The following is a 22,120-nucleotide window of genomic DNA, read 5'->3' on the forward strand; positions in this document are numbered from 1 at the left end:
TAGAAGAAGGCTGTAAAAGGTTACAGCCTCGCTCCTATTTTCAGCACATTACTGATTTCTGTCATAACCTGCTTGCTTAATTTCTAGCCAATCTTGTAAGCCTAGTCGGTCAAGCTCTTTTAAGTAGCTATCCCATTCTTTTTCCACTTTTCCGTTTTGAATCCACTCTGCCCGTTTTCTCATGACGAAAGCGAACAGATCTGTTTCAATTGCCGTTAGACGATCCAGGTCTTCGATTGAGAAGAACACTCTTGGATAAATATTTTCGGCTTGCATATGTGGAACCATAACGTCCTTCAACAAACCTAATCTCCATGCAGCATCATCTGGCTTTGTTGTTACCGTACCGTAGTACTCATCAAGAATAGCTAACGGTCCACCGATATTTGTCTTTTGTCTTAACTCTACTGGTGCCGTACCCTCTAAAGGTAAATGCTTCAGCATATTCGCTGCTTCGTCGTACTCAAAGATGTTCTGTTGCTTATCATCTCCGTATGTTCCCCAGTTATTTTGTACAGACTGAATCGGATCATAAAGCTCATCAATCCACTTCGCTGTTAATTCAAGATTTTTATTGGCACTCGTAATCACCATTCTTCCGCGGTCAAAGCCCATACCATTTGTTCTTGCCACGTTCACATTCCCATCTGGACCAGCAAGTGGTTTCATCACATCGTATTTATCGTTCATACCTGTAATATTTGCTTTATCCCATGTGAAGTAAAGTCCATAGCGATTGTCTTTTCCTTTGGCGATGTACGTATTCCAATCTTGCTCAAACGCTTCAATATCAATTAACCCTTCTGCGTATAACTCATTTAAAAATTTGATTCCTTCCTTATACCCTTCATCGGAAGCAGTAAAGGCCACTTCCCCATCGTTTGTTACAACCGTATGATCCCAGTTCTCACCAAGGCCGAAAGATCCAAACAAGAAAGCTAAGTCTTCCCCACCTGGCTTATTAATAAATGACATCGGAATTTCATCGGCTTTTCCATTTCCATTTGGGTCCTGTGTTTTAAAAGCAATTAATACTTCTTTTAACTCTTCTGTTGTGGTTGGCATTTGTAGGCCTAATTTGTTTAGCCATTCAACGTTAATCCATGGGAGGTCATCTACAGAGTGAATGCTTTCTTTTCCAGAACCAAGCTCTTCGATCCAAGGGAAAGAATATATATGACCATCTGGTGCCGTCATCATTGCTTTATACTCAGGTGCTGCTTCAAGAACCTTTTGCAAATTCGGCATATACTTCTCAATTAAATCTTCAACCGGTACAATAGCACCGTCTTTTGCTAGTTTTAAAAGATCATAGTCTCCATATCCTGCGTCAATGATGGCATCTGGTAAATCTCCACTCGCCATCGCAAGATTTCTTTTTTCAACAAACACATCGGACGTGTAGTTTTTCCACTTAATATTCACACCTGTTTCTTCTTCTAGGCGTTGATAAATTACTTTTTCATTCGGATCCTTTGGAGCAAGTGGTGAGCTTTGGGTCATAAAGCTTAGTGTGACTTTTTCTTTAAGTGGAAAGCTCACATCCTCTAAGTTATACTCTTTCGATGCGGTTTCACTACCTTTATTGCTACATCCAGAAGCTATTAATAGGGTAGCTAAGGTAGCAGCTGCAATCTTTTTTCCTTTTTTCATAAAATTGACCTCCTAAGAATATTTGTAAGCATTTTCATTATTCTTTATAGTTAGTGGCTCATTATTTTAATGAACCGACCATAACACCTTTTTCAAAGTACTTTTGGAAGAATGGATACATCACAATAAGCGGTAGACTCGAAATGACAATTGATGAGTATTTAATCATTTCTGACAGCTTTTTCAGTTCAGCCATCGCCAACTGATCGCTAATCATTCCAGGATCTGTTGAGTTTTGGATCAATATGGAACGTAATACAAGCTGCAATGGATGAAGATTGGGGTCATCCAAGTAAATCATCGCATCAAAGTACGAATTCCACTGTCCTACGAATGCGTACATGGCTAAAACGAAAATAATCGGTTTGGATAGTGGCAGTACAATTTTAAAGAAGATAAGAAAATCAGAAGCCCCATCTACCTTCGCTGCTTCATGCAGCTCGTATGGAATTCCCTTGAAATACGTTCTTGCAAGGATGATATTCCACACATTGATGGCACCTGGAAGAATGATCGCCCAAATCGTATTTAACATCCCTAAGTCTTTTACAAGCAGGTAGGTTGGTATCAATCCACCGCTAAAAAACATCGTGATGATAAACATCGTCATAAAGAAGTTTTTTCCGACAAATCCGTTAACTGAAAGTGGATAGGCTGCAAACAGTGACACCACAACGGTAACAACCGCAAAGCCAACCGAATACAGAACCGAATTGATAAAGCCTTTTAGCATGGCATCATTTCCAAGAATGAGCTTATAGCCTTTCAAACTCCAATCCGAGAGATTAAAAGAGATTCCTTTATTTAATAGAACAGTTGGATCCATAAATGAGGCTAATACCACATACACTAAAGGAACCAATACGACTAACACTGCTAGAAAGAGAAAGATATTATTTAAGGTTAATATCATCCGGTCCATCCGCGTATACTTGATATTCATTGGTCTAACTCCTTTCTGATTAATATAATCCTTCGCCTTCATTCAGTTTCTTTACGATATAGTTCACAACAACTAGAAGGATAACGTTTATGATTGAGTTAAATAACCCAACTGCTGCTGAGTAAGCATAATCGCCTGCTTGTAAACCCACTTTGTAAACATAGGTTGGAAGAATTTCAGAAGTTGGTAGGTTCATCGATGTTTGCATCAAATACGCTTTTTCAAATCCAATCGCCATGATTCCCCCTGCACCTAAGATGAACGTTACAGCCATCAATGGCTTTAAGGTTGGCAAATCGATATGAATCATTCTTTGTATAATATTGGCTCCATCTAGGGTAGCAGCATTATGCAATTCAGGATCCACATTTGCTAGCGCCGCTACATAAATAATGGATGACCAGCCGGCCGCTTGCCAGATTCCAGATAGGATATAGATACTTCTAAAATAATCCGGGTCAGACAAGAACCCAATCGGCTCCCCTGTCAACATCGTGACCACCTGATTGATAGGACCTGTTGGTGATAAAAAGATAAAAAGCATCCCCACAATAACAACGACAGAGATAAAATTAGGTGCGTACAGGACAAGCTGAACATTCTTTTTAATAGCCGCACGTCGTACTTGATTCAACATAAGCGCGAGGATGATGGGTATGGGAAATCCAAGGATTAGCCCATAAAAGCTGAGTTTCAGTGTGCTCATAAAAATCGTTCCAAAGTTTGGTGAGGACAAAAACTTTGTAAAGTTTTCAATGCCAACCCATTCGCTACCCAGTATTCCTTTGATCGTACTAAAATCTTTAAAAGCAATGATCGCACCGTACATAGGAATATATTTAAAAATGATCGTGAGAATAATAGCGGGCGCAATTAACAAATAGAGAAAATAGTTTTCTCGGATATAATGTAATTTCTTGCTTAGTTTCGTTACCCTTTTCTCCGCCTGATTGGGCATCACAGCCTCTTTGCCTGCTTCCGCTTTTATTAATTCCTGCATTTTCATAACCTCCCATCTAGTTTTCTACTAAAGACCTAAGAAAGTAAGGGGTTACATTTTCTGTTTATGATGACATTCACCAAGCCCAAGCTTTCTTTCTTGGTTTAACTATAACAGGAGGAGGAAAGACGATATTTTGAGTTCTTCGGAATTCCATGTTTAAAATTTTCGGCACATGGAATCGTTTTCAAAGATGAAAAAATCCCCTAGCTTATATAGCTAGAGGATCCCTCTGTTATGGTTTCTGAAATTCCTGTATCCCTGCATTAATCTTTTCGACAGCCTCTTTGGCGGAGGTATGAACATCCTTCCCTCCGATACCAATGTCTTCAAATAAAACTCGAATCGCATTGCTTACGACTGGATAGGCTGGAGTGACTGGACGATTTTGTGAGTGCCTAAGCGTTTGCTCAATAAAAATATTTAATGGATACTGATTCAGTTCCGGGATATCTTTTACTACGGAGTATCTGGCCGGTAGATCACTTGTAATCGTGACATATTTCTTCATTCCCTCGTATCCAGTTACGTACTTAATAAACTTCCATGCTTCGTTCGGATATTTGGACTGCGACGAGATTCCAAGTGCCCACCCTCCATTAGGAGACACCTGATACGGACCCTTCGGTAATGGTGCAACTCCAAAATCCTCCCCAAGAGTAAAATCTGCATTTCTTTCAAAGTCCTTAAGTGTCCACGATCCTAATACACTCATCGCGAGCTTTCCTTTAATAAAGTCATCTGTTCCCATTTCTACTGAAGCAACTCCTTGCTCATGATAGAAATCCTGGTATAATTGCAGTGCCTCAATTGCCTTCTCTGAATCCAAATATCCACTTGCTGTTGTTGCATCTGGACTCAACACATCAGCTCCAAACTGCCACAAGAAGGGCATTTTAAAGTAGGCAGGTGCTTCTCCTTCTCCAAATCCTTGGCCAGGATCAATGCCCATGATCCCTTTTTCCGGATTGGTTACTTTTTTGGCTATCTCAATCACTTCGTCCCAAGTTAATGGTTCATCCGGATTGGGTGATGGGAAAGGAACCCCTGCTTCTTTCAGAACATGCTTATTATAAAAGAGAGCAATGCTCGATTCAGCAATGGGGGCTAAATAGATTTGGTCATTATAGCTTAACCCTCTTAAAGTAGACTTTGGGAAGTCCTCAATATTTCCCTCACTTTTCATGTACGTATCAATAGATAAGAGCGATCCTGCATTAGCATAAAGGGCAAGTGTTGGGCTATCTATTGCCATTATATCGGGAGGAGTTCCTGTTGCAATTTCTGTCCGGAGTCTCACTTCATAGTCGCTGTAAGGAATGGTTTTCATCTGAATATCGATATCCGGATTCGCCTTTTCAAAGGAAGAAACTAATTCTTCATAAGCTTTATTTTCTGCATCATTTCCTCTGTTTCTCCAAAACGTTAGCAAGGTCTTTTGCCCAGCCTTTGGTTGTGCCTCTTTCTCTTCTTTTCCATCCGGTTGGAGGAGGAAAAGAATAATGAACAACAGGGCAAGAAAAATAACGAAAGATAGAAGGTAAACCATCCGTTTTTCCATCTGTTCATATCCTTCCTATTTTTTCTTCGTATGACTGACGAAAATCTGCAGGTGTTTGCTGAAAATGCTTTTTAAAAACCGTACTAAAGTAACCAGAGTTCGAATAACCAACCAAATTGGCCACATCAATGATCTTAAGCTGCTTGTCCTTCAAAAATTCCTTTGCTTTTTCCATTCTTACATTCAGAAGATAATCGCTAAAATTTTGTCCCACTTGATGTTTAAAGGTTTCTGACAAATGAGCGCTATTAATATGAAACATTTCTGATAAAAAGGTAAGAGAGATTTCATTGGCATAATGCTGATCCAAGTACTGACGAACACCCTCAATAATCAATTTTCCATTCGAAAATCGAGCCGTTCTTACTTTTTCAATAATCAGTTGACCTAACTCTGTCAGCTGTTCAATCACTTTAGGGAAAGAATTCAATTCCCAAATACTTTGCTGACAACCCCACATCATGCTCTGAACGTCGCTTGTTTCCATATCATATTTACGGGCAGCTGATCCTAATAAAAATAGTACCCGGTTCGAGAGGAAGGAGAAGGCCATAATGGACTGAGCTTCGTTTCTTCCTAAAAGAGTCTCTAGATTTGCCTTAAATAATCCTAAATTGGCCGTTTCTACCGCATTCATCAGTTTTCTTTCCATATCTGACGAAAATTCAAAATCGTCTTCCTGTAGATGAGACGCATCTATAATCTGAGAACGAGGACCTAATTGGCTCTTGCTCCAAGCTAGTAAACTAGAAATATACCCATTTTTCAGGTTAGCTACCCCCTCAACCACACTGCCCAAGCCAATCACGGTCTCTAATTGAAGTAGATTTTGTACATTTTTCTGAATATCTCGGACCAGGCTTGGAAGCGTATCCTGTTCCTTGTCTATAACCTTTAAAAAATGAATCATATTCGCATAACTAGGATCATAAAACGGATACAATCCCTTCTCATTCTGTGCGATTTCTTTGCACATCATTTGAAAAGGGAGCCATAATTCTTTTAAACGAAGGGCTTGCTCGTTTTTATCTCTGATTTCAACTGTTATAAAACGGAATTCTCTGCTATCACTTGCCATATCTTCTAAATGAAGTTGGCGAAGTCTTTCTTTAACCATTGATGACTTCGTCCACTCTTCCTTTACTAGGTAAAGCAAATATTGTTCTTGTACTTCTTGGAGGTGGCTCATGGCGAGATGTCTCATTTGGGCAGCTTCTGCCTGCTTTTTCTTCTCTTCTTCTGTTTCTTTGCGAATTTTTCTTAAAGCTTCTTCTAGTTCATCGGGAGCAACAGGTTTTAATAAATAATCCTTTACTCCCTTTTGCATGGAACCTCTGACGTATTCAAAATCAGAGTATCCAGACAGCACGATCACTTTCACCTGTGGAAATTCTTCAAAGCAGCATTTTGCCAATTCAAGACCATCCATAATTGGCATTCTCATATCAGTGATGACAACGTCTGTTTTCATCGTTCGCAACCATTCTAAGGCTTCTTTTCCATTAGATGCTTCTCCAATGATTTCAAATCCCTCTTCTTCCCAATCAATCTTCATCCGAAGCCCCATTCGCACTTGCTTTTCGTCATCTGTGATGAGTACCTTCAGCATCTCGGGTCACCTCCACTATCCTTAATACACAGCTGGATTTTTGTCCCTATCCCTTTGGTAGAATCAATTTGATAAGAAAAGTTCTCCCCGTAGTAAAGCTTTAATCGACCGAGAACATTTCTGAGACCAATACTCGTCCCCTTACTTTGGAGAACACTTGTTGATTCTTTTGTATCTTCCTGATGAAGAAGATCAACTAATAGATCATCCGACATTCCCTCACCTTTATCTTCCACTATCAATAGTAATTGGTCATCAAGCATTTTTGTTTGAATAAAGATATCAGCATAACTTTTCTCGCTAAAGCTATATTTTACTGCATTTTCCACTAGTGGCTGGAGGATAAATTTAATCATTGGATGGTGCTTGGCAAAGCTATCTTCCTCAATTGTAATAGAAATGGTGTCCATATATCTCATCTTTAAAATATTGGTATAACTGCGAATATAGCTCATTTCTTCCCCTAAAGTGACCTCGTCATTATGAGTATTTAGAGAATACCTCATCATTCGTCCTAAATAAACGCTAACATTCATCACTTCTCTATTTTTCCCTTGAGCTGCCAAGCCACCGATGATTTCAAGCGTATTATTCATAAAATGAGGGTTAATCTGTAGCAACAAGGCTTTGTATTCTGCATCTTTCCTCCGAATATTTGCCTCATATTCGGTCTCAATTCTTGTTTTTAGTTGATCGACTGTATGTCCAAATACATTTACTAGATAACCAACTTCATTGTTTTGAGATTTAATCGTTGGCATAAACCGCTTAGCACCGGCAAAATCTCCTCTTTCGATAAAGCCCATTGCTTTTGCCAACTTCCCTAACGGACTGACAATATTGGATGAAAGCATGTACGAGGCCAAAATAGTAAGTAAGAAAACAAATCCAGAGATCGTAAGCATGCGATGGCGCAGATCGTTCGCCTTTGAAAATAAGTCCGACTTCGTTACTTCACTAAGTAAAATCCAACCACCAACAGATAATTTTTGATAAAACACGAAGTATGTTTCATTGTTCAACTTTACTTCTATTAATCCATTATTTTCTTTACTATTATTGATTTTTGTTAAGCTAGTCGAAAGCACCCGTTTCGGTGTAGAAATCTCCCCTGTTAATACATTCTCTCCTCTTCTATTTAACAAATAGGCATGTCCACTTTGTCCAATCTTGTTTTTATTTAAAGCCGTCTCAAGCAATTCAGTTGGAAAATTCACCTTGATGATGCCATAGGACGCGAGTGTATTCATATCTATCAATGGTGATATATAACTATTAATATTCCCTGGAGTGGGTTGATAGGGATCCGTATGGGACGCGACAAACGAGGTTCCATCCCTCATATATTCCTTATACCAGTTTTCCTGCTTTAAAAGGGGGTTGTTTCCCCATGCACCCGTGCCATCATTGAGCATGACCCCGACGGACATTCCATTTGAGTTATTAACCGTCATTGAAGCAAGAAGACTCTTCATTTGATTCCTGATTAATAATCTTTGATTTTTTGTCACATCCGATGATACGTTATCTGTCTTCATCCACTGCAATGTCGTTGGATTAACAAGAATTTGTTTACCTAAATCCTCCGCCTGAGTGGTGATTGATTGGATATACAACGAATATTGATCCATCATCTCCACAGTTAAATCCTGGGTCTGTTCTTCGATAACAGAAGAAAACCAACTTGGAACTAAGAAGGAGAAGACGACAAATGGAATGGTTAACAAACAGGTAAAAACCAAAAATAAACGATTACGTAATGAAAAGAACATTTCCCACCTCCTCATGCAAGAAAACCCTTACAGATAGTTCTTATACCCAATTTAGCATATCACGGTATTTTGGAACATAGGAACAGGAAATATAAAAACCAAATTTACATAAAATTACCGTCATGCATCCAATGGGGATTTCTTGGATTTTTGAGTTAAATAGGATGTCTTGTCCTTAATCGAGTAAACAGCAAAAGTAAAATAAGCGGAGGTTTTCCGGTTAGATGCAGAACGGAGCTCGTTTAGGGGTAAAATAAGGGGAGATTTTCCGCTTACGCAAAGAAAATCTCCCCTTTTTCACGTTTTTTGAGTCAATAGGCGGAATTTCTCCGTCTATTTAAGCCATTTTTAGTCGTATTTGCCAATTAAGCGGAATTTTTCCGTCTATTTATCCGCTCGGTTGCATAACCCGATTCCCCAACAGATAAAGGCGCACCCTTGTCATTCTTGATGCGGGAATCTTATATTAATGATGGTGATCATGGCCTTCCTCTTTTTCTGGAAGATCTTTTTGTAAGTATTCTAACTCACTCTTCGAAAGCTCACCAACAACGATTTGAACCTTTGGCATAATGATTGCATTACCCTTACTTGCATGAATCTTTATATAATAAAGCCCGTCACGTTCAAACGTTTTATTTATTCCATAAGTTCCTTCTTCAAGTTCACTCGGTTGTTCAACCGTAGCATGATTGGTGTCATCATGTTTCCACATTTCAAATTCTACAGAATCTACTTCTTCTACTTTTTTTCCATCTTGAGTAAGAATGACCTTGATTGGCACTGGTTCCTCACTCGTTATCCTTTCAGGTAGAACCACTTCTGCATGAAGGGGTTGTTCTTGCAAATATAACTCAGCCGCATCCTCTTTAAGAGAACATCCACCAAATAACAAACCAAAGATTGTGATTAAAAATACCTTTTTCAACGTTCCATCCCCCTTGTTGCTACACATGTAAAAACCTCTTCAAGAATGGGATTCTTTTAATCAATAACACATCCATCAGAAAAATGACGATCAGGGACAAACCAACCAAAGGAAACAGAATACCCAAACCTATTAAAACGAATAAAAATAGCTTCATATTTTTAATGCTAGTCGATTTTGGTGCACCCATACTCTTTCTCGGCTTCCGCTTTAGCCATAAATAAAATCCACTAATGGCCACAAGGATGATTCCTAAGCAAATAAGAAGACTTGCCAACTGATTGATTAACCCAAATTGTGTTCCTTTATGCAAGGTAATCCCTAACGCAACAACTTGTCCGATGAATCCATAATGATCAAATCGATAGTCCGTTAACACCGCGCCCGAGTATTGGTCAATATGCATCGTGATCTCGTCCTCAGCTTTTGGCGGGAAAGCGGATAACGTGTACACTCCCGTTGCTTCTTTTGGAAGAAAGACTGTATAACTTGGATGTACCCCTTCACGGTTAGCAATCTGAACCACATCATCGATCGAGACTGGGATAAAGCCTTGTACTTCTGAAACCGGGACATCTAATGTTTCAGCTGCCCATGGAACCTCCGCAATATCTTTCGTAACGGTCGAGACAGGTGCATTTCCTACCCAAACGGAAGGGGGATATCCTGCCCCAGAGTTGGTAGCGATCGTTTGAAACTGGGTTCCCCAAAACCCTGACCACGGTAACCCTGTCATAACCAAAAATAACATTCCTGCTGTTATCCAAAAAGCAGGAACAACATGTAGATCTCTAGCTAAAATACTTCTTCCTTTATTCCATCTCATATAAAGGACACCTGACATATTCGGCTTCTTTCTAGGCAGCCATAAATAAAGACCTGTAACCATCAAAACGATGGTCCAGCATGCAGCTAATTCTACGATTCTATCTCCAATTGTTCCTATCATTAACTCGCCGTGAAATTCCTCAATTTTATCCATGATGCGATCTTCACTATTTAATTCACCTATGAATTTTCCCGTATACGGATCAACAAAGACGGTTAATGATTGATCATTTACAGTGAGACCTACCTCGCTCGAACGTGTAGCATTTTCTCCCGGCCGATATTTAGATATCACTGCGTCAGGATATAGCCTCTTTACTTCTTCTATTTGTTGCGATGCCGGAATTTTATCACCCTGTGGCGTAACCTCGAATAAATCTTGATATATCACCTGTTCGATCTGTGGCTTAAATAAATAGATAGAACCCGTAACGGCAAGGATGATTAAGAAAGGTGCAACAATAATCCCAGCATAAAAATGCCATCTCCATACAGCCCGATAAAGAGATGATTTTTGTTGTGCGTCTGATTTCGTTGTTGTGTTGATAACCGTTTCCACTTATAGATCTCCTTCTTGAACAATGTCATTTTCATTACCGTAACCAAGTTTACCGTTCATTTGTGATATAAGTATGAAATTCATAAAAAAAAGAGATAGAATCACAGATCCCATCCCTTTTACTCCTATAAAAGCCCCACCATTTTCAGTCCGTGAAGAATACCATCTTCTTCAACTGACTTGGTAACGAACCTAGCCACTTCTTTTACTTGTTCCTCTCCATTTCCCATAGCTACGCTGTTTTTCACTGTGGAGAGCATTTCCAAATCATTAAGTCCATCACCAAAAGCATATTGACTTTCAGCTGGAAATCCAAGCGCATCTACGATCTTTTGGATCCCCTTTGCTTTTGATCCACCCTTTGGCACGATGTCTAAGGAAACAGGATGCCATCGGACAAAATCAAACGCATCATATTGCTCTGCGTATTGCTTTTCCTCCCCTTCAGTACAGAAAAGTAGGGTTTGATACAAGTCACGACCTTTGTAATAGTGAGGATCATGTGTAGGAAATCGATCAATTTTTAACGTATCGATGCTCTGTTTAATATAGTCATGCTCCGGTACGTTGGCTCTCATATCTTCATGATCCATAAACACAACGGGATGATCATTCTCAAGAGCAGCAGCAGTTAATTTTTCAAGTGACTCAATATGTAATGGATTTGTATGTAAGACATTTCCATTTAATACAACATACTGGCCGTTATAGCTTACGTATGTATGAATGTCTAACTCTTGTCTCAACTCTTCAAACATAAAAGGAGCTCTTCCTGTAGCAATCGCTACCTCATGACCCAGCTCTTTCAATGTGAAAATCGCTTCTTTTGTTGAGGCAGGTAACTCTTTGTTATGGGTAAGTAAGGTTCCGTCGATATCAAAAAAAATCACACTACGATTTGTCATTCACTCTCCAACTTTCCATGTAGATTATTGTTCTATTTTATCAGTTTGTCATGTTTTTACAACCAACGCCTATAGAAGTCTCCCTTGACGGTTCGCTTAATTTCTTGTTATTTTTAGCACATTGTTTTACACTGAGTCCATTCCAATCGATGGAGGTTTATTCTTGAATCTAATACTTAACCAGTTGAACAAATTAACTTACAAACAAATCGTAATGTATGTACTACTAGCTCTTTGTTTTGTAAGCTCTGTTATTTTTGTGAATAACAATTACTCATTCTATGAACGCCCCATAGCGAAGGTCATCGAGACCAAACTAGAAGATTCCACCAAAGTAACGGACATGCATAATAATGAAGATCAACTATTCACACAACAAATAGTAGCCGAATTAAAAAATGGAGATAAAAAGGGAGAGCTGATCCATTTAACCAACCAATATTCCGCTTCAGGAGCTTATGACCAAGAATATCAGGTTGGAAATGAACTGTTTGTATGGATGGATACGAATACTCATGAAGATGGAGTATTAACCGGAAGCATCAAAAACGTAAAACGAGATAAATACGTGCTAATCGTAGCATGGATTTTTATCTTCACTTTGCTTTTTGTTGGAAAAAAGCAAGGGTTGTTTTCAATTGTCAGCTTAGCAGTCAACGCCGTTCTCCTCTCGTATGCCTTAGATATGTATGTAAAAACATCAGCCATCAGCTTGTTAGTCGCTTGCAGTATCAGTGCGATCCTATTTACTGCCATCTCCTTGCTACTTGTTAACGGTTTTAATGAAAAAACCTATTCAGCAGTAATAGCCACCCTTGTAACAACCTTTGTTTCTCTATTCATAGCTTATCTAGTACTGTGGCTAACTTCTGAAGAAGGCCTTCGTTACGAAGAAATGCAGTTTCTCACTCGTCCCCCTCAAACGGTATTTATGGCGGGAATATTAGTCGGATCTCTAGGTGCTGTGATGGATGTAGCCATTACTATGTCTTCTTCTATCTTTGGGTTGTACGAAAAAAACAATCATATATCAATAAAAGTGCTTAAAGCTTCTGGTATGGAAATTGGAAAAGATGTGATGGGAACGATGACCAATATATTGTTCTTTGCCTATATAAGTGGTTCTATCCCAATGCTCATTTTATATATGAAGAATGGTTCTCCTCTTGGATACACTCTTTCCATGAATCTTTCCCTGGAATTAGCTAGGGCCCTTGCTGGTGGAATCGGAATTGTATTAACGATCCCGATCGGTCTATATATATCTATCTTTTTTGTTAACCGAAAGAGGGCAAAATCATGAATGCATTATTCTGTCTAGCAGTGATTTTATTTATTCTAATGGTAGTGATAGGTGGGAAAAAAGGAGCAAAGTCTTTTATTGCCTTATTTTTGAATTTTGCTGTCCTCCTTTTAACCATCCTTATCATGACGGATCCAAATGCAAACCCAATTATTCTAACCATAATTGCCTGTACAATCATTAGTTGTATTAATCTCTTTTTTATCAATGAAATAAACAATAAAACCATCACTGCCTTTGTTTCTACCATCATCACCTTGGCTATATTGCTATTTTTCATTGTGGTTGTCACAGAGGAATCAATGATTCAAGGATTTGGAGAAGAAGAAACGGAAGAACTCAGCATGTTCTCTTTGTATTTAGGAGTCGACTTTGTAAAGATTGGGGCGGCCATGATTATTATGAGTACGATAGGAGCCATTATTGATGTGGCCATTTCCATTGCTTCTCCTATGCGCGAGCTCTACAATCATAATCAGCAGGTTAGTAGGAAGGATTTATTTTCATTTGGAATCAGCATTGGCAGAGATATACTTGGAACCAATACAAATACATTATTTTTCGCCTTCTTTGGCGGATACTTAGCTATGCTTATTTGGTTTAAAGACCTTTCTTACTCACTTGGAGACATTGTCAATTCAAAAATATTCAGTTCTGAAATGATTAACATTCTTTGTGCTGGAATAGGCGTAGCCTTGATTATTCCGATTACCTCATGGATCACTGCATATTATTTAGATAAAACAAGAGAAAAATCTCATTAAAAATGGGCTTTGTGTATATACACACAAGCCCTTCTTTTTTACATTATTGAAAAGATCGCCAAAAGGCTCCCGTTTCATTGATTACACTCTTTATGTCTTGATAAGAGATTTTAAACTCTGGGAATCCTAGAGCATAGGCTGCGATCTCATAGGGCTTAAAATAGATGACTAGCTCCTCTTTCGTTACATAAAAAGGTTGGTTTTCTACTATCCCTTTATAATCTTCTTCGTTAATATAGGAATCCTCTTGTTGTTGAATCTGCTTCCTTATGACCTCACTTAGTACGTTTACATAATTACTGTCAGGCTTAAATAAATCCTTTAATGCATAAATACGGCTCGTATTTAGATCAATGGGAATATTGATTTTTGATGGCATACCATGGGCTGCACCAAAGGTATACTCATATCCTGTCAATTCCAAAACGAGTAAATGTTTCTTATAAAATTGGACATTAAAATCGCCAGAATAACTATAATATAACGGTTCATTCTTAGGTAATTCCTTCACTCTTGATGTTTCCCTTAACACTTGGTTTACTTTAGACTGAGCTTCTTTATCCGTCATTCCAACAATTTGTGGATAATACACTAGATAATCTTTAGTCGGTCTATACTTTCCTTCATGAATAAAAAGAGAGCTATTTAAGGGAAGAATGGAGTTTTGTGCCCAAATGAGATGGCCATATCTATTAAAGTATGAATATCGTTCATCAACAAAGGCTTGAATCAAATGGTCTTTTAAACTAAGTGTTCCTACTCCATGAATTACGGGTAGATTCAAAGCTCGTCTGCCGTTTTTATTGATAAAAAAAGAGCTTATCCCTTTTGTTACGCTGCTATATTTTCCTTCAAATTCATTCATACTGTCATAACTAAAATCCGTCAAAAATACACCAGTAGTCGTATCGGCAAGTGCAAAAATCGTCCCAGCCTGAGGATACTCTGGGTCAATCGCTTTGGCAACAGAAGCCCGCTCTCCCCCTAACAGTTGAATATCATGGTATTTTGGTTCAAGAATATAAGCTCCTGTTTTATCAATAAATCCATATTCGTTTTTATAATCCTCTGAGACATTAACAATGGCTCTTCCCTTCTCAAAGGGACCAGCATACGAAAAGCGAGGAGGGATGACGACCTTCCCTGCTTCATTTACATACCCAGCTTTATCCCGAACAGTTTTCCTAAAGGAAATCAATGCTTCACTTAACGGACCCATTTGTTCAAAAGGATAGATAGTAAGGATCTCACCATCCAACCCAATAATTGCAGATGTACCGTCCTTCAGTCCTACTATTGCTTTACCGTCACGAAAATCATGTGCATAGATATATTGAGGAGGAATGATTATGTTCCCACTAGAATCTAAATAGCCATAAAGAAATTCTGTTCTATTTACAAATTCCTGAATAACAGCTCGTTGTTCCCGAAAATCACCAATATACGAAAACGGGTAGGGCTTGTCATTTAGAATTTCTCCTTTCTCATTAATCACGCTATACCCCTTTTCATCCTCAAATACAAATGCAAGGCCTTCAAAAAAGGAATAAATGGAATGATAAATGGGGCGGACTACAAACTTGCCGTTTTGGTCAATTATACCTGCACGACCGTTTAGCCATACGATTGCCAGCCCGTTCGGTTGGAATACATTTACTTCCTCATATTGAGGAGGGATAACAAATTGTCCTATATTATTGATATATCCCCATTGAATCCCCTCTATAGTTCTAATTGAAGCTGGAAATAACTCATTCACGACACGGTGATTTTCCATGTATCTATCACTCCATATGAACATTTTTTCAATAGCATATGGGGTGATTCTATGATAAGTGTTTATCCAGAAAATCTAGTACCTAATTAATTTTGGCGGGCTCATCAAACTTCGGCCCCCTTTGACAGGTACTCTCCAAAAGCTTTGGAATAAGAAAAAAATTGGTGAAAAAGCCACCTTGTCATTATGTTGATTGGCTGTTGTTTAGCTGATTGCAAGGGGGATTCGGACAGAACTTGATGTCATTTGCACTTGGGAGTCCGAATTTATGGGGTATTTAGACAGGACTTGACTGACTTTGACTCTGGTTGTCCGAATCCACGGGGTATTCAGACTGAATTTGACTGAATTTGCCTTTGGTTGTCCGAATCCATAGGGTATTCAGACAGGACTTGACTGACTTTGACTCTGGTTGTCCGAATCCATAGGGAATTCGGACAGGATTTGACTGAATTTGCCTTTGGTTGTCCGAATCCACGGGGTATTCGGACAGGACTTAACTGACTTTGCCTTTGGTTGTCCGAATCCACGGGGTATTCGGACAGGACTTGACTGACTTTAACTTTGGTTGTCCGAATCCATAGGGAATTCGGACAGGGATTGAGAATCCCAATCAAACTAAAATAAGTGTAAGGCAGAAGCGCTTTTACTAGAAAAAATACTCATATTTTACTAATAATCCATTCTTATTCCGTGCTTTTCCTAACCACTAGTTCAGAACCAAGGTAGAGTGTTTTAACAATTTTCCGCTTCTCTACCACTCTTTCAAGCAATAACTGTACTGCATTCTTACATAATTCCATTAAATCAATGTGAAAAGTCGTAAGTGGTGGAGATACATACTTTGCGATACTAATATTATTTACACTAATAAGATTAACTCGCCCTGGTATCGCAATACCATATTCATTTAAAGCCTGTAAACAACCAACCGCAATCGGATCAGCAGCTATATAAAATGCAGTGGGCAATTCCTCTCCCAATGTATCTATGGCATTCTTCATAAGAGAGTACCCGTTATCCACGGAAAAGCCTCTCCGACAAAATACATATCGATCATTCAACTGACCCTTCTCTGTCATATAGGCACGAAATGTTTTCTCTCTTATATCCATTTCCTCAAGCCCTGTATTCGGATTATGAAATGTGCCTCCAATGAAGCCGATTCTGCTATGCCCCTTGTCAACAAAGAAATCCACTGCTCTTTTCGTCATTTCAGACAGGTCCGGCCGAACGGAATCGTAATGAACAGAGTCCGGAGTTGTATCAATAAATACTCCATTTGGGGTAATGCTTCTGAGGCGGTGTAATTCTTTGTCTGTAAAAGACCCCACCGCTATAAATCCCTTGATATTATCAGGAATTTTCGCTATTCCATCTGCGATTTTGTACGTGGTAAGCTCCACATTAAACTTTTTTGCCCACTTTTCAATTTCAAGCCTCATCGTTTTAAAGTAAACGTCTTCAAGCTCCTCTTGATCTGTTAGCCAATACAAAAATACGATATTATTTACTAACTGCCGAACGGTTTTTCTTCTATAGTTAAGCTTCTCAGCTACCTCATATATTTTCTCACGTGTTTCATCTGGTACAGAAAGGCTCTCATCATTATTCAACACTCGGGAAACGGTGGAAATCGAAAAACCCGCCTGTTCTGCTATATCTTTAATCGTTGCCATTGTCAATTACCTCCAATTATCCATACCCATATTATACGATTCAACCACCACCCTAACAAGTAAATTTTTTTACTAATTAATAGGAAAAATTTTTATTTATAATTTCACACTTTGAATATACACTACAAAAGTGTTACACCGAACAACCCTCTCGTGCATAGCATGCCTAGAGATTTATGTTTAAAATACAGAGGTGAGAAATATTTATGGTTTCATATATGGATTATACATCTCCATCCACTCAATTCACTTTTGATGTTAATACAAGTCCCTTGTTCATTAAAGATAACAAAAACTATATTAATGTTTTAGGTATTAAACAGTTGAATACACTTGAAAATGTGTCTCTCTTAGATATTTTCCTTAGTACGAATAATATAGTAGAACCGCATTATCACCAAAATGCAGCCGAACTTGTATATTGTATTTCTGGTTCTGCTACAGTATCGATACTAAATCCTTTTACAAAACAAATCCTAAATTACACTATTACACCTGGACAAGTGGCAAATGTTCCACAAGGATGGTGGCATTATGAAATAGCTCTAGTTGATAACACCCATCTTTTGGCTATTTTTAATGCGCCTACTCCAGAAGTTATTTTAGGTTCTGATATATTGAAATTTACCCCTGCAAAAATCATGGCGCATACCTATTGTCTTAATGAAAATCAATGGAAACAAGCCACTTCATCTGTTAAACCATCAACATATATAGGTCCATACAAGGATTGTAATAGATCAACGGATCATAGACCTTATCAACATATCAATCAACCGCATGAACCATCCCGATATATTCGGCAATATCCACAGCCACTATATGGTCACCATTATCAGCAATATTGGGGCTAACAGATGAATATAGATGCAATTCTAGACATGGGAAACCATGTTTTTTTCATTTTAAAAATAAAAATAGACCTATTCACATCGAATAGGCCTCCCACTATTTACTTCTGTTTATAATATGTGATTGCCAACGCAAATGCTAAAACCGTTCCCTTTACGATGTCCATTGCGTAATAAGGAACAGACATCATGACGAGTCCGTTTGCTAAAATCCCGATCAACACCGCACCAACGAAGGTTCCGAATGCATTGGGCTTACCAGCACCTAAAACGGAAAATCCGATAAATGCAGCTGCTACAGAATCCATTAAGTAAGGTGCACCTGAGTTGATTTCAGATGTCATAACCCGTGAAGCTAAGACAATCCCACCAATTGCGGCAAAGAGCGCAGAAAGCAGGTAGGCAGTCACTTTGTATTTATTAACCGGAATACCTGATAGTCTTGCTGCTTCTTTATTTCCCCCGATCACATACATGTATCTTCCATGTTTCGTATACGTTAAAAAGATATGAACCACTACAACAACAACCACCATGATGACAATAATCCATGGCACCTGACCGATTTTCGAAAAAAACGGACTAATTAGGCCTTCTGCCATCGTTCCATTAGGCAACACCATGTTTTGTGAAACAGTCGCTCCCTTTGTATAGGTCAATGCCGTTCCTTGAATAATAAACATGGTTGCAAGGGTCATTAACATATCAGGAATCCGCATTTTTACAATCATAATAGAATTCAAAATCCCTACAACTAATGCTGCGGCAATTGCCGAAATAATAGCTACAAAGGTATTTTGCGAAAACCAAACGAACATAGAAATCACGATTGCATTTGATAAGGAGGCCACCGATCCAACGGAAAGATCAAAGCCATCAACCGTTAAACTGATGGTAATCCCGATTGCAATGATAGTTACAATTGAAATGGAACGCAGGATATTTACAATATTATTTCCTTGTATAAATGCGGGATTGGCCAATGAAAATATGATCACGAGTGCAATGATTGTAATAATCGTTCCATATTTATAAAAAAATTGGAAAAGATCAAATGACGTTTTTGACGGGGTCTGTTTCTTTGCTGTTATGTTTGCCTCCATCTTACCTGCCCCCTGTTGAATAGAATAATAGTTCTTCTTCATTAGTTGATTTTGTTTCTAGTTCCTTAACTGATTTTCCATCATAAAGGACATAGACCCGATTCGTAATTCCCATAATCTCTGATAGTTCAGATGATGCATAAATAATAGCTTTTCCGCGGCTTGCCAGCTCGACAATAAGATTAAAAATGTCCTTTTTTGCTCCAACGTCTACACCTTTGGTCGGCTCATCAAAAATATAGACATCAGCATCGGCTACGAGCCACTTGCCAATGGCAATCTTCTGTTGATTACCGCCAGAAAGATTTTGAACTTTTGTTTCTTCAGAAGGTGTCTTTATTCCAAGACGATTGATCAGTGCCTTTGCAACTAACTTTTCTTTTTTCCTATCCAGGAAACTAAAATCTTTTGAAAAATGCCTTAAATTCACTACAGTTAAATTTGATTCAACCGACGCATTTACAAGAATCCCTTCTTTTCGGCGCTCTTCAGGGACCAAGGCCAGTCCATTCTTAACCGCTTCATACGGGTTTTTAACATTAACTCTTTTTCCGTTAACCTTGACTTCTCCTGCCACTAATTTGCCTTCAACCCCGAACAAAGCTTTACAGAACTCGGTCTTACCGGCACCTACAAGTCCAGCAATTCCCACAATCTCCCCTGCTTTGACGTTCATGCTAAAATCTTTAATCTTATCTTTATCTGTAAGTCCTTTTACCTCAAGGAATGTGTCTCCAATGGTCATGAATTTATCAGGAAACTGGTCACCGAGTTTTTGACCAAGCATATGCTCCACTACTTTGTTTTGGTTAGTATCCGAAATCCTCTGTCTCTCGACTACTTCCCCATTTCTCATAATCGTAATATCATCACAAATCTCAAAAATCTCTGGAAGTCGATGTGAGATGAAAATAACTCCAACATCACGGTTCTTTAATTCTTGTACGATACGAAATAACTCATTTGTCTCCGTATGACTAAGAGGTGCTGTCGGCTCATCTAAGATGAGGAATCTACATTCTTTTGACACCGCTCTGGCGATTAAGACCATTTGTTTTTCTGCTAATGTTAATTCACTTACTAGTTTTTTAGTTGGAAGAGACAAATTCATTTCTGATAGGATGGTGGCCGCTCTAGAATGCAAGCTTTTCCAATTAACCCATTGCTTCTTTCCCATGTTGTGTACTGTGTCCATTAACATGATATTTTCCGCAACCGTTAAATAGGGAATCAGAGCTGTATCCACTTCCTGATATACAATTTGAATTCCTGAGTCCATGGCACTTTTGGGCGAACGAATGGTCATAGATTGTCCATCCAATGTGATTTCACCAGTATAGTGATCATATGCCCCTGAAAGAACCTTCATCAAGGTTGACTTCCCAGCACCATTGGCTCCAATTAAGGCATGAGTTTTCCCGCTTTTAACTGAAAAATCCACCCTATTTAATGCTTTTACACCCGGAAATTCAATTGACACATTTTTCATCTCTAAAGTGGTCATGATGTCACCGTCCTTTCAAAGAAACACTCTCTTTATCTAGTGAAAAAGAGAGTGTCTATCAATAAGTCCCTTACTTCTTATAGTGTTCCCTCAGCGTCTTCATCCAATCTTCCTCAAATTCTGTTGATTGACCCCATCCTTCAATGATTTCATTTAGATTGACCATATTTACAGGATCTTTTGATTTTTGAAGATCTTCTTGAGAGATAAGTGAAGCTTCCAAATCATACGTTTGTGGTGTTTCCTCGCCTGCTAATTTCTTTGCTAGTATTCTCATATTTACTGAACCAATCAACTTAGGATCAACAGCTGCCGTATATCTCCAAGCGCTACCTTCTCTTTGGATTTCCTGCAAATCAGCATTTGAAACATCGATTCCATAGATTTTAACTTCTTCTCTGCCAGCTTCTTTTAACGCGCGAGCCGCACCGATGGCAAAAGCATCCCAAGTGGCAAAAATCGCATCAAGTTCACCCTTAGGGTATTTATTCAACATTGCAGCAACCGCATTTTGGGTTTGAACACTAGTATCAGCTGCTGCTACGCCAAAGCGCTCCACTTCTTTAATGCCAGGATTATTTGCTAGAACCTCTTCATACACTTTATTTCGTCTAACCATTGGTGGGAATCCGTCCACCCATAGGTATGCAATATTGGCTTCCCCTTTTGTTTCTTTTACTAATTGATCCAATGATAGAGTAGCTAGTGCTTCATCATCTTGTGACACAAGAGTAACACCGTCAACACTTGTTAAATTTGCATTCGAGTCAAATGCCACTACGCTTTTTCCAGCATCAACAATTTTCTGTATGTCATTAACGGTAGCATCATCATCACCGTGAGAAATAATAAATCCATCATAATCTTGATTTAACGCTTGGTTAATCGCATCATGAAATTTCGCTGTATCTCCATTTGCCGTAAATACATCCACTTGAAATCCTAGTGCTTCCCCTTCTTGCTTTGCACCTGCTAAGAACTGTGCTGTGTGGTCGTCCCCACCAATTTTACGAATTACTTTGATTTTTGGTTGGTCTCCATTTGCAAAGCGCTCAGGTACACCTTCAATCAGTGTGTTCGATCCTGTTGCTTCCTTTGTTTCTCCCCCTGTTGCACAGCCTGTAAGCAAAAGTGTTGCAGCGATAGCTGATACAAATGCACTTTTTAAAAAGTTCCTCTTCATGATTCTTTCTCCCCTTTTTGTTTTTTATGTCTTCTTACCAACGTTGCTCTTAGGAGAGTTTTTATAAAATATAAAGGCTCTTTTCTAAAACATTGTTTCTACATACACATTTTTCAGGAAATTAAATATATGTTTCAACAGCTAATCAGAATGTTTTCATCCTTAGAAAAGAGCTACTCTCCAAATAGACCAATAAAC

At 38.7% G+C, this 22,120-nt stretch carries 17 protein-coding genes; 3 read left to right on the forward strand and 14 right to left on the reverse strand.

Features of this window, described 5'->3' with window-relative positions; all coding sequences use genetic code 11:
• Positions 1-48: 48 nt before the first annotated feature.
• From MKX65_RS20895 to MKX65_RS20935, 9 genes are all read right to left on the reverse strand, one after another.
• Positions 49-1,653 (reverse strand): ABC transporter substrate-binding protein, encoded by a 1,605-nt coding sequence (locus MKX65_RS20895; protein ID WP_340905414.1) that lies wholly within the window; start codon positions 1,651-1,653, stop codon positions 49-51.
• A 61-nt stretch (positions 1,654-1,714) separates the two neighbouring features.
• The gene (locus tag MKX65_RS20900; protein ID WP_160548231.1) at positions 1,715-2,596 is read right to left on the reverse strand and encodes a carbohydrate ABC transporter permease; all 882 of its coding nucleotides are present in this window, start codon (positions 2,594-2,596) and stop codon (positions 1,715-1,717) included.
• Positions 2,597-2,615: 19 nt separating this feature from the next.
• Positions 2,616-3,596 carry an ABC transporter permease gene (locus MKX65_RS20905; RefSeq protein WP_445677929.1) on the reverse strand — a complete coding sequence of 327 codons (981 nt, stop codon included), beginning with the start codon at positions 3,594-3,596 and terminating at the stop codon, positions 2,616-2,618.
• Positions 3,597-3,831: 235 nt separating this feature from the next.
• Positions 3,832-5,157: an ABC transporter substrate-binding protein gene (locus MKX65_RS20910; protein WP_340905416.1), complete on the reverse strand. Its 1,326-nt coding sequence runs from the start codon at positions 5,155-5,157 to the stop codon at positions 3,832-3,834.
• Between the two features lie 4 nt (positions 5,158-5,161).
• Complete coding sequence (locus MKX65_RS20915) at positions 5,162-6,766, reverse strand: response regulator transcription factor (RefSeq protein ID WP_340905417.1); 1,605 nt, start codon at positions 6,764-6,766, stop codon at positions 5,162-5,164.
• On the reverse strand, positions 6,760-8,538 hold the full coding sequence (locus MKX65_RS20920) for a cache domain-containing sensor histidine kinase (protein WP_340905418.1): 1,779 nt from the start codon (positions 8,536-8,538) through the stop codon (positions 6,760-6,762). Before MKX65_RS20920 ends, MKX65_RS20915 begins: the two co-directional genes overlap by 7 nt.
• Before the next feature lie 466 nt (positions 8,539-9,004).
• Positions 9,005-9,466, reverse strand: a complete 462-nt coding sequence (locus MKX65_RS20925) for a FixH family protein (RefSeq protein WP_340905420.1) — start codon at positions 9,464-9,466, stop codon at positions 9,005-9,007.
• 19 nt (positions 9,467-9,485) lie between these two features.
• Positions 9,486-10,853, reverse strand: coding sequence for a PepSY-associated TM helix domain-containing protein (locus MKX65_RS20930; RefSeq protein WP_340905421.1), 1,368 nt, complete (start codon positions 10,851-10,853; stop codon positions 9,486-9,488).
• Between the two features lie 125 nt (positions 10,854-10,978).
• Positions 10,979-11,758 carry a Cof-type HAD-IIB family hydrolase gene (locus MKX65_RS20935; protein ID WP_160548226.1) on the reverse strand — a complete coding sequence of 260 codons (780 nt, stop codon included), beginning with the start codon at positions 11,756-11,758 and terminating at the stop codon, positions 10,979-10,981.
• A 163-nt stretch (positions 11,759-11,921) separates the two neighbouring features.
• On the opposite strand from MKX65_RS20935, the gene MKX65_RS20940 reads away from it, so the two are divergent.
• Together MKX65_RS20940 and MKX65_RS20945 are read left to right on the forward strand one after the other, a co-directional pair.
• The gene (locus MKX65_RS20940) at positions 11,922-13,061 is read left to right on the forward strand and encodes a YibE/F family protein (protein WP_340905423.1); all 1,140 of its coding nucleotides are present in this window, start codon (positions 11,922-11,924) and stop codon (positions 13,059-13,061) included.
• A complete protein-coding gene (locus MKX65_RS20945) occupies positions 13,058-13,825 on the forward strand; it encodes a YibE/F family protein (RefSeq protein WP_340905424.1) in 768 nt (255 codons plus the stop codon). The genes MKX65_RS20940 and MKX65_RS20945 overlap by 4 nt, the downstream gene beginning before the upstream one ends.
• Before the next feature lie 43 nt (positions 13,826-13,868).
• Here the strand turns inward: MKX65_RS20945 and MKX65_RS20950 are convergent, their stop codons facing one another.
• Both MKX65_RS20950 and MKX65_RS20955 read right to left on the reverse strand, forming a co-directional pair.
• On the reverse strand, positions 13,869-15,602 hold the full coding sequence (locus tag MKX65_RS20950) for a WG repeat-containing protein (protein ID WP_340905425.1): 1,734 nt from the start codon (positions 15,600-15,602) through the stop codon (positions 13,869-13,871).
• A gap of 686 nt (positions 15,603-16,288) precedes the next feature.
• Entirely contained in the window at positions 16,289-17,281 is a 993-nt protein-coding gene (locus tag MKX65_RS20955; RefSeq protein WP_340905427.1) for a LacI family DNA-binding transcriptional regulator, read from the reverse strand.
• A gap of 206 nt (positions 17,282-17,487) precedes the next feature.
• Here MKX65_RS20955 and MKX65_RS20960 point away from each other — a divergent pair, with 206 nt between their 5' ends.
• Positions 17,488-18,135, forward strand: a complete 648-nt coding sequence (locus MKX65_RS20960) for a cupin domain-containing protein (RefSeq protein WP_340905429.1) — start codon at positions 17,488-17,490, stop codon at positions 18,133-18,135.
• Positions 18,136-18,233: 98 nt separating this feature from the next.
• Here MKX65_RS20960 and MKX65_RS20965 read toward each other — a convergent pair whose 3' ends face one another.
• From MKX65_RS20965 to MKX65_RS20975, 3 genes are all read right to left on the reverse strand, one after another.
• On the reverse strand, positions 18,234-19,235 hold the full coding sequence (locus MKX65_RS20965; protein ID WP_340905430.1) for an ABC transporter permease: 1,002 nt from the start codon (positions 19,233-19,235) through the stop codon (positions 18,234-18,236).
• A 1-nt stretch (position 19,236) separates the two neighbouring features.
• Complete coding sequence (locus MKX65_RS20970) at positions 19,237-20,739, reverse strand: sugar ABC transporter ATP-binding protein (RefSeq protein WP_340905433.1); 1,503 nt, start codon at positions 20,737-20,739, stop codon at positions 19,237-19,239.
• Positions 20,740-20,809: 70 nt separating this feature from the next.
• Complete coding sequence (locus MKX65_RS20975) at positions 20,810-21,922, reverse strand: sugar ABC transporter substrate-binding protein (RefSeq protein WP_340905435.1); 1,113 nt, start codon at positions 21,920-21,922, stop codon at positions 20,810-20,812.
• Positions 21,923-22,120 lie beyond the last annotated feature (198 nt).

The sequence above is a fragment of the Robertmurraya sp. FSL R5-0851 genome (assembly GCF_038002965.1).
Taxonomy (GTDB): domain Bacteria; phylum Bacillota; class Bacilli; order Bacillales; family Cytobacillaceae; genus Robertmurraya_A; species Robertmurraya_A beringensis.